Origin of the sequence: Citrobacter werkmanii, from assembly GCF_008693645.1 — a bacterium.
GTDB classification, from domain to species: domain Bacteria; phylum Pseudomonadota; class Gammaproteobacteria; order Enterobacterales; family Enterobacteriaceae; genus Citrobacter; species Citrobacter werkmanii.
On record NZ_CP044101.1, the window covers coordinates 4,344,999 to 4,357,462 of the forward strand.

At 53.3% G+C, this 12,464-nt stretch carries 10 protein-coding genes; 6 read left to right on the plus strand and 4 right to left on the minus strand.

The features are described 5' to 3' along the window. Positions 1-124 precede the first annotated feature (124 nt). Complete coding sequence (gene yghB / locus FOB24_RS21365) at positions 125-784, plus strand: DedA family general envelope maintenance protein YghB (protein ID WP_003024510.1); 660 nt, start codon at positions 125-127, stop codon at positions 782-784. Between the two features lie 90 nt (positions 785-874). Here yghB and FOB24_RS21370 read toward each other — a convergent pair whose 3' ends face one another. Next, positions 875-1,774: an AraC family transcriptional regulator gene (locus FOB24_RS21370; protein WP_139815576.1), complete on the minus strand. Its 900-nt coding sequence runs from the start codon at positions 1,772-1,774 to the stop codon at positions 875-877. A 193-nt stretch (positions 1,775-1,967) separates the two neighbouring features. Between FOB24_RS21370 and yqhD the strand changes: the two genes are divergently transcribed. The 4 genes from yqhD to FOB24_RS21390 all read left to right on the plus strand — a co-directional run bounded on the left by yqhD (position 1,968) and on the right by FOB24_RS21390 (position 6,204). After that, positions 1,968-3,131 carry an alcohol dehydrogenase gene (yqhD, locus tag FOB24_RS21375; RefSeq protein ID WP_038633876.1) on the plus strand — a complete coding sequence of 388 codons (1,164 nt, stop codon included), beginning with the start codon at positions 1,968-1,970 and terminating at the stop codon, positions 3,129-3,131. A 103-nt stretch (positions 3,132-3,234) separates the two neighbouring features. After that, entirely contained in the window at positions 3,235-4,062 is an 828-nt protein-coding gene (gene dkgA / locus FOB24_RS21380; protein WP_038633879.1) for a 2,5-didehydrogluconate reductase DkgA, read from the plus strand. Positions 4,063-4,250: 188 nt separating this feature from the next. Continuing rightward, positions 4,251-5,705, plus strand: a complete 1,455-nt coding sequence (locus FOB24_RS21385) for a DASS family sodium-coupled anion symporter (RefSeq protein WP_038633882.1) — start codon at positions 4,251-4,253, stop codon at positions 5,703-5,705. A 43-nt stretch (positions 5,706-5,748) separates the two neighbouring features. Beyond that, entirely contained in the window at positions 5,749-6,204 is a 456-nt protein-coding gene (locus FOB24_RS21390; RefSeq protein WP_042310999.1) for an HIT family protein, read from the plus strand. Positions 6,205-6,259: 55 nt separating this feature from the next. Here the strand turns inward: FOB24_RS21390 and FOB24_RS21395 are convergent, their stop codons facing one another. Further along, entirely contained in the window at positions 6,260-8,431 is a 2,172-nt protein-coding gene (locus tag FOB24_RS21395) for a YgiQ family radical SAM protein (protein WP_003024532.1), read from the minus strand. Positions 8,432-8,629: 198 nt separating this feature from the next. Here FOB24_RS21395 and FOB24_RS21400 point away from each other — a divergent pair, with 198 nt between their 5' ends. Next, a complete protein-coding gene (locus tag FOB24_RS21400; protein ID WP_087856818.1) occupies positions 8,630-10,105 on the plus strand; it encodes a TrkH family potassium uptake protein in 1,476 nt (491 codons plus the stop codon). 16 nt (positions 10,106-10,121) lie between these two features. Here FOB24_RS21400 and ftsP read toward each other — a convergent pair whose 3' ends face one another. Both ftsP and plsC read right to left on the minus strand, forming a co-directional pair. Continuing rightward, positions 10,122-11,534, minus strand: coding sequence for a cell division protein FtsP (gene ftsP, locus FOB24_RS21405; protein ID WP_038633892.1), 1,413 nt, complete (start codon positions 11,532-11,534; stop codon positions 10,122-10,124). A 71-nt stretch (positions 11,535-11,605) separates the two neighbouring features. Continuing rightward, positions 11,606-12,343 carry a 1-acylglycerol-3-phosphate O-acyltransferase gene (gene plsC / locus FOB24_RS21410; RefSeq protein WP_038633894.1) on the minus strand — a complete coding sequence of 246 codons (738 nt, stop codon included), beginning with the start codon at positions 12,341-12,343 and terminating at the stop codon, positions 11,606-11,608. Between the last annotated feature and the right edge of the window lie 121 nt (positions 12,344-12,464).

Sequence of the window (12,464 nt, forward strand, 5' to 3'; positions counted from 1 at the left end):
ATAGATGGACATATATGCAGACACTTCTGGTGGAAAAGTCTGCAATTGTTGCGTCCGGGATCAAGGCATCCCGGACAATTCAGGAGTACAATCCACACATAAACGCTGTTCCACAGGAAAGTCCATGGTAGTTATTCAAGATATTGTCTCCGCGCTCTGGCAACACGACTTTGCCGCGCTGGCGGATCCACACGTTGTGAGCGTGGTGTACTTCGTCATGTTCGCCACACTGTTTTTAGAAAATGGCCTGCTGCCCGCCTCCTTTTTACCCGGAGACAGCCTGTTATTACTGGCTGGAGCGCTGATCGCCCAGGACGTGATGAGTTTTTTACCTACCATAGCTATTCTGACCGCCGCCGCCAGCCTGGGCTGCTGGCTCAGTTACATTCAGGGACGCTGGCTGGGCAACACGCGAACGGTAAAAGGCTGGCTGGCGCAATTACCTGAAAAATATCATCAGCGCGCCACCTGCATGTTTGACCAACACGGCCTGATGGCGCTGCTGGCCGGGCGCTTCCTGGCGTTCGTACGTACCTTGCTGCCGACTATGGCGGGAATTTCAGGGTTGCCTAACCGTCGATTCCAGTTTTTTAACTGGTTGAGCGGCCTGCTGTGGGTCACCGTCGTCACCAGCTTTGGCTACGCGCTGAGCATGATCCCGTTCGTTAAACGCCATGAAGATCAGGTGATGACCTTTTTAATGATCCTACCGATTGCCCTGTTAACCGCAGGTCTGTTGGGAACCCTGTTCGTGGTGATTAAAAAAAAATACTGTAGCGCCTGAGTCGCATCCGTAGGCCGGATAATCTCCGGCATTTTGCCTTATGGCGCGCAGCTTTAAGGCCTACGGTGTACCTTTCAGACGGACAAGAAATCAACTCCCCTGCATCATCCGAATTCTGGCCGCATCTTCCCCCGGCGTCACGCCAAAGAAACGTTTGAACTCCCGGCTAAACTGCGATGCGCTCTCATAGCCGACGCGCATGGCTGCCGCACTGGCCTTCATCCCGTCATGAATCATCATCATCCGCGCTTTATGCAGACGATAGCTTTTAAGATATTGCAGCGGCGACGTGCTGGTCACCGCTTTAAAATTATGATGAAACGCCGACACGCTCATGTTCGCCTCTGCCGCCAGCTGCTCTACATTGAGATTTTCGGTGTATTTGGTTTCAATCCGCTTCAGCACCCGGCTTATCAAGCTGAAATGCGTCTGACGACTGACCAGCGCAAGTAACGCGCCGCCGCGCGGCCCGGTCAGCACATGGTAGAGGATCTCGCGAATGATCTGTTTGCCGAGAATACGCGCATCCAACGGGCGCTCCATCACATCCAACAGTCGCTCAGCGGCGCAGAGAATTTCGTCTGAAAGCGTCGCGGAGTTAATTCCACTGGCCGCCATGGCAGGCTGAAACAGCTCGTCTTCTCCAATGTCCATCAACAGCTCCTGCAATTGCAGGATATCGACATTCAGATAAATTCCGGCCAACGGAACCTCCGGTGTCGCATACGTTTCACATTCAAAGGGTAAAGGTACGGTTAGCAGCAAGTATTCATTGGCGTCATAACGAAATACACGTTCATTGATATAACCAATTTTATGTCCAGAGAAGAGAAATATGATGCCTGGCTGATACATGACCGGTGTGCGCGCCGCTGGCACCGTTCCGTGCAGCAGGCGGACATCTGGCAGCAATGCACTGAGTTTATTTTCATTGTTTTTCAGCTGCTTAATTTTATCTGTCAGCAGAAGGCAGATCTCTTCACGGTTCATAAAGCACCATTTCATCATCGGTTTGCGACCCTGACATAATGCGCAGATTTATCCGTTTTCTCCAGTAATCTGTAGAAATGGGCAAGACATCGGCAGAAATGAGCATTGAGAGCAGCGCGGCTGGCGACCACAATGTTCATCATCCGGCAGACACTCTCCTGCCCTCTTTTTTACCCACACAAGGGAACGAGCAATGAACAATTTTAATCTCCATACCCCAACCCGAATTCTGTTCGGTAAAGGCGCTATTGCAGAGCTGCGCGACCAAATCCCTCAGGATGCCCGCGTACTGATTACCTACGGCGGCGGCAGTGTGAAAAAAACCGGTGTCCTGGCACAGGTTCAGGATGCACTGAAAGGCCTGGACGTGCTGGAGTTTGGCGGTATTGAGCCAAACCCGTCTTATGAAACGCTAATGAATGCGGTAAAGCTCGTGCGTGATGAAAAAGTAACGTTCCTGCTGGCAGTGGGCGGCGGTTCGGTACTGGACGGCACCAAATTCATCGCGGCAGCAGCACAGTACGCTGACGGCATCGACCCATGGCGTATTCTGGAAACTCACGGCAACGACGTAAAAAGCGCCATCCCGATGGGCTCCGTATTAACCCTGCCCGCCACCGGTTCTGAATCTAACTCCGGCGCGGTCATCTCGCGGAAAACCACCGGCGACAAACTGGCCTTTATGACCCCGTTTGTACAACCGGTATTTGCCGTTCTGGATCCGGTTTACACCTATACCCTACCGCCACGTCAGGTTGCGAACGGCGTTGTAGATGCCTTCGTGCATACCGTTGAGCAGTATGTAACTTATCCGGTCGACGGGAAAATTCAGGATCGCTTTGCCGAAGGCATTCTGCTTACGCTGATCGAAGAAGGTCCGAAAGCCTTGCAGGAGCCGGAAAACTACAACGTGCGTGCGAACGTGATGTGGGCGGCAACCCAGGCGCTGAACGGCCTGATTGGCGCAGGCGTACCGCAGGACTGGGCAACCCATATGCTGGGCCACGAACTGACCGCGATGCATGGTCTGGATCATGCGCAAACGCTGGCCATCGTTCTGCCTGCGCTGTGGAATGAAAAACGCGATACCAAGCGTGCCAAACTGCTGCAATACGCAGAGCGTATCTGGAATATCACCGAAGGTTCCGAAGACCAGCGTATTGATGCCGCCATTGCCGCTACCCGTGCTTTCTTCGAACAAATGGGCGTACCAACACGCTTGTCTGACTACGGTCTGGACGGTAGCTCCATCCCGGCGCTGCTGGAAAAACTGCAAGCGCACGGCGGTACGAAACTGGGTGAACATCAGGACATTACGCTCGACGTCAGCCGTCGGATTTACGAAGCTGCCCGCTAAGGTTTTTTAACCTCCGCCTTTCGTTTTTGGGTATTTATACCAGACTTAAGTCACACCTAACTCACCGGAGCTTGCTCCGGTGACTGTAATCCAGGGGGGAATTATGACCGGTCCAACCATTATCAAGCTACAGGATGGTAACGTCATGCCGCAACTGGGCCTGGGGGTCTGGAAGGCAAGCAACGAAGAAGTCATTACCGCTATCCATAAAGCACTGGAAGTGGGTTATCGTTCGATTGATACCGCCGCCGCATATAAAAACGAAGAAGGTGTCGGCAAAGCGATACGTAATGCCGGCGTGCCGCGGGAAGAGTTATTCATCACCACCAAGCTGTGGAATGATGATCAGAAACGCGCCCGTGAAGCCTTACTCGAAAGCATGGAGAAACTCCAGCTCGATTACCTCGATCTTTACCTGATGCACTGGCCTGTTCCGGCGATCGATCACTACGTTGAAGCGTGGGAAAACATGATCGATCTGCAAAAAGAAGGGCTGATTAAGAGCATCGGCGTGTGCAACTTTCAGATCAATCATCTCCAGCGCCTGATCGATGAAACTGGCGTTCATCCCGTGATCAACCAGATAGAACTGCACCCACTTATGCAGCAGCGCCAGCTTCATGCCTGGAACGCCACGCATAAGATCCAGACCGAATCCTGGAGTCCATTGGCGCAGGGCGGGAAAGACGTCTTCGACCAAAAGATCATCCGTGACCTCGCAGAGAAATATGGTAAATCACCAGCGCAGATTGTCATCCGCTGGCATCTGGATAACGGTCTGGTGGTTATTCCGAAATCGGTGACGCCTGCCCGTATCGCTGAAAACTTTAACGTCTGGGACTTCCGCCTGGATAAAGAAGAATTAGGCGAAATCGCGAAACTCGATCAGGGCAGACGGCTGGGACCAGACCCGGACCAGTTCGGCGGTTAATCTCTTCTCTCCGGCCCGACACTCCCGTCGGGCCTTGCTGGCAATGAAATATCAGGAAACAATTAACATACATATATTGATGTATTTCTTGCAGTCGCTGGAGCAGCATTACGCAACATAACCTGTTAATTATTCAATAAATATATTCATCTAATGAATATATTTACCACACCTATAGGTGCGTAATCGTGGCTGATAAAAAAAGTAATGGCGTCAAATGGCTCCCATTAATTCTTATAGTACTCATTTCTGCCGGTCTCTGGCAGCTTACTCCCCCCACTGGGTTAAGTGCGCCAGCCTGGCATTCGGCAATTATCTTCGTTGCCACCATCGCCTCTATTGTGGCGAAAGTCTTACCCATCGGCGCGGTCGGCATTATTGGTATTACGGTGTTCGCGCTCGCCTATGCTGCCGGCGATAAAACCGCCAGCGGCGCCATCACCACGGCACTCAGCGAACTGAACAGCTCACTTATCTGGCTTATCGTCGTGGCCTTTATGATTGCCCGTGGGTTTATCAAAACCGGCCTCGGACGACGCATTGCGTTGCAGATGATCCGCCTGCTCGGCAAGCGCACGCTGGGACTCGCCTACGGTCTGGCTTTTGCCGATCTGATCCTCTCTCCCGCTATGCCGAGTAATACGGCGCGCTGCGGCGGCGTCATCTATCCGATTGCCGACTCTCTGGCGCGTAGTTTCCATTCGAACCCGGAAGATGAGTCCCGCAGTAAAATCGGCACCTTTCTTATCACCTGTATTGGCAACGTCAACGACGTGACGGCAGCACTGTTTATGACCGGCTATACCGGCAACCTGCTGGCAGTAAAACTGGCGGCCAACGCCGGGGTTACGCTGACCTGGGGCGGCTGGTTTATGGCGGCGCTGCTACCTTGTCTGGTCTCTTTGCTGCTCGTTCCGCTACTGGTCTACTGGCTGGTGCGCCCGGAAATCAAACACACGCCGGATGCCCCTAACCTGGCGCGCAAAGAGCTGGCGGAAATGGGCCGCATGTCACGCGGTGAATGGCTGATGCTGGCAACCGTCGGCGTACTGCTGGTGCTGTGGATTTTTGGCGATACGCTGGGCGTTGACGCCACCACCGCCTCGTTTGTAGGGCTGTCGATTTTATTGCTGAGCGGCGTACTGAGCTGGGAGGACGTCAAAAGTGAGAAAGGGGCATGGGATACGCTGATTTGGTTTGCCGCGCTACTGATGATGGCGAATCAGTTGAAAAAACTGGGCTTCACCACCTGGTTCGGCAATCTGATTGGCGATAGCCTGAGCAGTACTATGCACGGGACCAGTTGGGTGATCGTCCTGCTACTGCTGAACGCCGCCTATTTCTATACCCACTACTTTTTTGCCAGCGGAAATGCGCAGATTGCCGCGCTGTATGCCGTTTTCCTCGGCGTCGGGCTGCATCTGAATATTCCCGCGGCCCCCACGGCGCTAATGCTGGCCTTCACCAGCAGTTTGTACTGCTCGCTCACCCAGTACACTCATGCTCGCGGTCCAATTCTGTTTGGCGCAGGGTACGTTCCAACGGGCGTCTGGTGGCGCACAGGATTTATCATCAGCCTGTTTAACCAGGCGGTCTTTATTACCGTGGGTCTGATGTGGTGGAAGGTGTTGGGTCTGTACTAAACTGACTGCGTTCTGAGGAATACCTTACCTGCGGAGAAAAGGAATGACCTGTATTTTCTGTCAAATTGTTGAAGGCAAAGCGCCCTGCCATAAGGTATGGGAAGACGAGCACCACCTGGCTTTTCTGTCGATTTTCCCGAACACCGACGGTTTTACCGTGGTGATCCCGAAAAAACATTACCCGAGCTATGCCTTCGATATGCCGCCGCAGGCGTTAGCGGACCTGATGCTGGCGACCCAAAAAGTGGCTAAGAAACTGGATAAGGCTTTCCCGGATGTCAGTCGTACGGGAATGTTCTTCGAAGGTTTCGGCGTAGACCATGTGCACAGTAAATTAAGTCCTATGCACGGTACTGGCGATTTAACCCACTGGAAACCGATTGAATCGCGGCAGAACAAATTTTTCGAGCAGTATGAAGGATATCTGTCGTCACACGATCATGAACGGGCTGATGACGAAAAACTGGCCGCATTAGCGGCCAGAATTCGTGAGGCATAAATACTGATCTCTTCTGCCCGATAGCGGTGCAAGCACCTTATCCGGGCAAGACAGATTAACGTCCCGCCACTTTCCCGCGTTTTTTGTTCGCGGCAGGCGTCTGACGCTGGTGCGCCACTGGCGTGTGTTTGGTCAGCGCCGGACGAGTATGACGGTTCTGGCGACGCGCTTCGCGCATCTCTTCCAGCGTAGGCGCCGGAACCAGACATTCGCGACGCCCGCCGATCAGATGCTTTTTACCCATATCTTCCAGCGCCTGGCGGATTAACGGCCAGTTGGCCGGATCGTGGTAGCGCAACAGGGCTTTATGCAGACGACGCTGCTTATCACCTTTCGGCACCACCACGTCTTCACTCTTATAACCAATTTTACCCAACGGGTTTTTCCCGGTGTAATACATGGTTGTGGAGTTCGCCAACGGCGATGGATAGAAGTTCTGCACCTGATCCAGACGGAAACGACGTTGTTTCAGCCACAGCGCCAGATTCACCATATCCTCATCACGCGTACCCGGGTGTGCGGAGATAAAATACGGGATCAGGTACTGCTCTTTACCGGCCTGTTTAGAGTAGGTATCGAACAATTCCTTGAAGCGATCGTAGCTGCCCATCCCCGGCTTCATCATCTTCGACAGCGGGCCTTCTTCAGTATGCTCTGGCGCAATCTTCAGATAGCCGCCCACGTGATGGGTAGCCAGTTCTTTGATGTAGCGTGGGTCTTCCACCGCGATGTCATAGCGCACACCGGATGCGATAAGGATCTTTTTAATGCCTTTGAGATCACGCGCCCGGCGATAGAGGTTAATTGTCGGCTCATGATTGGTATCCATGTGCGGACAAATATCCGGATAGACGCATGACAGACGACGGCAGGTTTGCTCCGCACGCGGTGACTTACAGCGCAGCATATACATGTTCGCCGTTGGGCCGCCGAGATCGGAAATCACGCCGGTAAAGCCCGGGACGGTGTCGCGAATGGCTTCGATTTCATTGATGATCGAATCTTCAGAGCGACTCTGGATGATACGGCCTTCGTGCTCTGTTATCGAACAGAACGAGCAGCCGCCAAAGCAGCCACGCATTATGTTGATCGAGAAACGGATCATCTCATAGGCCGGAATACGGCTGTCGCCATACGCCGGATGCGGTACACGCTTGTACGGTAACGCAAAGACGCTGTCCATCTCTTCGGTAGACAGCGGAATAGCTGGCGGGTTGATCCAGATGTAGCGATCGCCATGCTTTTGCATCAGCGCACGCGCGCAGCCTGGGTTAGTTTCGTGGTGCAGGATACGCGACGCATGCGCATACAGCACTTTATCGCCCTTCACTTTTTCGAAGGACGGTAGCAGCACGTAGGTTTTTTCCCACGGTTTCGGACGCGGCGGCTGCACGGTGACCGCTTTCGCTTCCTGCTTTTTCGGTGCGACAGGTTTGTTATCAGCACACGGCAGATCTTCACCGTAAGGATGCGGGATCGGGTCAATCTTGCCTGGCGTGTCGAGACGCGTAGAATCCACCCCACTCCAGCCCGGCAACGCTTCTTTAACCATAATAGCGGTGTTACGCACATCGCGGATCTGATCGATAGTTTCCCCCATCGCCAGACGATGCGCCACTTCCACCAGCGGACGTTCGCCGTTGCCGAACATCAGCATATCGGCTTTCGAATCCACCAAAACGGAGCGGCGAACGGTATCAGACCAGTAATCGTAGTGCGCGGTGCGGCGCAGGCTGGCCTCAATGCCGCCAAGAATAACCGGCACATCTTTCCATGCTTCTTTACAGCGCTGGGTATAGACCAGCGTGGCGCGGTCCGGACGTTTACCCGCCACGTTGTCCGGCGTGTAGGCATCATCATGGCGCAGTCGGCGATCGGCGGTATAACGGTTGATCATCGAGTCCATGTTGCCAGCGGTCACACCAAAGAACAGGTTCGGTTTACCCAAACGCATAAAATCGTCTTTGTTGTTCCACTCCGGCTGGGCGATAATTCCGACGCGAAAGCCCTGAGCTTCCAGCATACGGCCACAAATCGCCATACCAAAGCTTGGGTGGTCGACGTAGGCATCGCCGGTCACCAGAATGATGTCGCAGCTATCCCAGCCAAGTTGGTCCATTTCGTCACGTGACATCGGCAAAAACGGTGCCGGGCCAAAACAGGCAGCCCAGTACTGCGGCCAGGAGAAAAGGTCTCTGTCCGGTTGGATCAGGGATATTGCGCTCATAGTGCTTCCAAAAATGGTAAAAAAATAATCAAAGGCCGGGGATTATACGCTGTATGTCGGCAAGAAATGAAGTGGAGTCTGAACCAGACCAGTAGAAAGTTGTATAAATTGTTAAATTTTACGACAGCCATTTTTATCAATCATAATTAACACCATGCCGGCCAGCTGAGATCACTCTTTTCGGCGGGGGATTTTTCATTGCGACTCAACGATTCACTGCATATTTCCCAGTTACGGGTTGTTGTTCACCTGTGCGGATTTCTGGTTCTTCTCTACAGCTTCTCCATGCTGCCGCCGATGACCATCGCTCTGTTAAATAAAGAGCGGAGCTTTTTCGCATTTTTCAGCACATTTATGACTTTCTTTACCCTCGGCGGCGGGGCGTGGCTGGCAACCAAACATGCGGGAATTCAACTGAGAACCCGAGATGGATTCGTCATTATCGTTTTGTTCTGGCTACTGTTTTCGTTAATTAGCGCAATGCCGATGTGGATGGACGATGGCTTAAATCTCTCCTTTGCCGATGCCCTGTTCGAAGGGGTTTCCGGGATTACCACCACAGGCGCAACGGTGATTGACGACGTCAGCGCCTTGCCGAAATCGTATCTTTACTATCGTGCTCAGCTCAATTTTATTGGCGGCCTGGGCGTTATTGTCCTCGCCGTGGCGGTATTACCGCTGCTGGGTATTGGCGGCATGAAACTGTATCAGTCTGAAATGCCTGGCCCCTTCAAAGAAGAACGCCTCACGCCAAGGCTTGCCGATACCGCACGTACGCTGTGGTTGACCTACGTCATTCTGGGTCTTATTTGTACTCTGGCCTACTGGGCTGCCGGGATGTCGTTTTTCGACGCCTTATGCCACGGGCTGTCGACGGTCTCTCTTGGCGGATTTTCCACTCGCAGCGAGAGCATCGGCTTTTATAACAGCCACGCTATAGAACTCGTCGCCGGACTGTTCTCACTGTTATCCGCGTTTAACTTCACCCTCTGGTACGTTGCTATTGTAAAACGTACCTTCAAGCCCTTTCGTCGTAATGCCGAGCTGCGTTTCTTTCTGCTAATTGCGCTGGTGGTCACGCTGATCGCCACCTGGCAGGTCTGGCGGGCAGGTATGTACGGGCTAACGGACAGCCTGGTGCATGCCTTTTTTCTGGCCAGCTCCATGCTGACGGATAATGGCCTGTCAACGGCGGATTACGCGCAGTGGCCCTCGCACACGATCTTCATGCTGCTTAGCGCCAGCTTCTTCGGCGGTTGTGTGGGATCGACGTGCGGGGGAATTAAAGTGCTGCGCTTTTTGATTATGTTCAAGCAGTGCCGCCAGGAATTACACCAGCTCGCGCATCCTCGCGCCCTGCTGAACATCAAAGTGGGTAACAGCGTGGTAAGCGACAGGGTGGTGCGTTCGGTATGGAGCTTTTTCTTTCTCTACGTTTTGTTCACCAGCTTTTTTATCTGGGCGCTCAATCTGATGGGCTACGATCTCTTCTCCTCTTTCGCCACCGTCGCCGCCTGCATCAACAATATGGGGCTGGGATTTGGCGTTACCGCCACGACGTTTGGCACGTTAAATGAGGAGGCAAAGCTGCTGATGTGCGCGGCCATGATCATGGGGCGTCTGGAGATTTACCCCATACTGATCCTGTTTTCGCGCATGTTCTGGCGGGCGTAACGCAAACCCCGGCGCGTTACGGCGCCGGGTTCACCAGGATCTGACCGATCGAGCCACGATCCGCCATTTCCAGCGTCTGGCTGTTAAAGTAGAACGGGAAATGCGCCCAGGAAGGTTGACCGTAATAAACCAGTAGCTCGACCTGACCATCTACCCAAACGGTATCTTTCCAGCCTCTGTCTTCCGGGAACGGCATCGCGCCGTTCACATTACGGATCAGGAACGAGACGCCCTCAATATGGAAAGACTGCGGCATATCCGCCCGCACCGTCCAGCGCTCCCAGGTACCCTGCTGCGCGGTAATATCCATGCGGTTGACGTCCCACAACTGACCGTTGATCCCCGGATCGTCATCCAGGCTGATATCACGGCTGCGAATCGGCGAACCGCTGAGGATCTCGGTTGGCAGCAGGCGCATTGGCAGGCTGTCAGTCACCAGCGGCAAGAGGCCGGTTGGTCGCAGAGTCAGCACCAGCGTGGAGATAAGAATACTTGATGGTTCAAAGAATCCCCGGATCCTGTCGACAATGCTGGCCGCCTCGCCACAGGTAATAGAGACCTCATTACCGTTAGTCATATCCACCAGGATCTCACGACGTTCGCCTGGCGCCAGCGAGAGCTGTTTCAATGAAACAGGCGCGGGTAAAAAGCCCTGATCGCTGGAAATCACATGCAGCGCACGGCCATCACTCATTTGCAGTTGGTAACGACGCGAGTTTGACGCGTTCAGCAAACGCAAGCGTACCCAACCGCGGGAGACTTCGACATACGGACTTTGCGCCCCATTAACCAGAAGCGTATCCCCAACAAAACCGCCGCTGCCGGGTTCGCTGTATTCCGGCGTCCCAAAGTTGTCCAGACGCTTGTCCTGGATAATGATCGGAAAATCATCCACGCCGTAATGGTTGGGAATAGACAGGGATTTACTGACCTCATCTTCAACCAGCCACATCCCGGCAAGACCGTTATAGACCTGCTGAGCAGTACGATTTGGCGTATTGGCGTGATACCACAGCGTGGCGGCATTCTGGCGGATCGGCAGCACTGGCGCCCAATCCGCATTAGGGGACATCATGCGCGCCGGGCCCCCCATCAGCGGACCAGGCACCTGTAATCCGGCGACGGTCATCGAGACATTTTCTGTCAGACGATTGCTGTAAATAAGCTTGACGTCATCCCCTTTCCAGACGCGAATTGTCGGTCCCAGGTAGCGGCCGTTAATCCCCCAGACAGGCGCGCGCGTGCCTTGTGTAAAGGACCAATGCGCGCGTTGCAGCGTCATAAATAACGGCTGCCCCCGACGAGACTCCAGCAGTGGAGGCACAGGTAACGGTTGTTGCTGACCGGCAGCATTAGCCTTCAGCGGAACAGCACCTGCACACAGTGCGATCCCCGATGCCTGAATGAACTGACGCCGACTGAATGACATATAAACTCCATGAAAAACTGGCGATTAACACGCAGGAAATCTTTTCCTGTAAAAAACCCGAATTGTGCGGATTAAACCTTACCGGCGGCTTCCCGCTCAGCAACTTCTTTATCGAGTTCTGCGATTTTTTGTTCCATCAGCGAGCGGCAATGCGCTGCCAGTTCACGAACCTGATCTTTACCAAAGTGGCTAATATCCACCGGCGGCAACATCTCTACAATCGCCAGACCATTATTGAGTCGGTTTAATTTGATCTTGTTCGAGGTTGTAGAAACGCAGACTGGAATGACCGGAACGCCTGCAGCAATCGCCGCATGAAACGCGCCGGTTTTAAACGGCAGCAGACCACGGCCGCGGCTGCGCGTCCCTTCCGGGAACATCCAGATAGAAATACGACGTTTTTTGAAATGGTTCACCACGGCTGCAATGGTGCTGTGCGCTTTAGCACGGTTGTTTCTGTCGATCAACAGGTTACCGGTTAACCAGTACAACTGCCCGAAGAACGGGATCCACAGCAGGCTTTTTTTACCCACCGTTACCGTCGGCGGCTGAACGATATTCGAAGCGGTAACCATGTCATAGTTGTTCTGGTGGTTACAAATATAGATAGCATTACCATAATTCTGCGCGTCTGCCGGCATGCGGCACTCGACCTTCAGGCCATAAAGGGGAGCCAGGCGGCCAAACATATGACCGAACGTTGCAACGTGTTTTGGATTCCGTGGGCTGAACAGACAGTATATACAACCGAAAATACAGACCAGAATGCAGTAAATAACAGTAATGATTAAACGAAAAATATATAACATAACAACCTCTAAGGCCTAAGAGCCTGGCATTTTACGTCACCGGATACATAACTCTGCATCAGGTTAGGGCTTTGTTAAGGCGGCTCTCTGGAAAAGCGTATTGTTAATCGCAACGCACGAA

Coding starts and splice junctions, on each gene's coding strand:
- ftsP (WP_038633892.1), bottom strand. CDS start 11,534: ATGTCATTCAGTCGGCGTCAGTTCATTCAGGCATCGGGGATCGCACTG.
- dkgA (WP_038633879.1), top strand. CDS start 3,235: ATGACCGGTCCAACCATTATCAAGCTACAGGATGGTAACGTCATGCCG.
- plsC (WP_038633894.1), bottom strand. CDS start 12,343: ATGTTATATATTTTTCGTTTAATCATTACTGTTATTTACTGCATTCTG.
- yqhD (WP_038633876.1), top strand. CDS start 1,968: ATGAACAATTTTAATCTCCATACCCCAACCCGAATTCTGTTCGGTAAA.
- FOB24_RS21390 (WP_042310999.1), top strand. CDS start 5,749: ATGACCTGTATTTTCTGTCAAATTGTTGAAGGCAAAGCGCCCTGCCAT.
- FOB24_RS21395 (WP_003024532.1), bottom strand. CDS start 8,431: ATGAGCGCAATATCCCTGATCCAACCGGACAGAGACCTTTTCTCCTGG.
- FOB24_RS21370 (WP_139815576.1), bottom strand. CDS start 1,774: ATGAACCGTGAAGAGATCTGCCTTCTGCTGACAGATAAAATTAAGCAG.
- yghB (WP_003024510.1), top strand. CDS start 125: ATGGTAGTTATTCAAGATATTGTCTCCGCGCTCTGGCAACACGACTTT.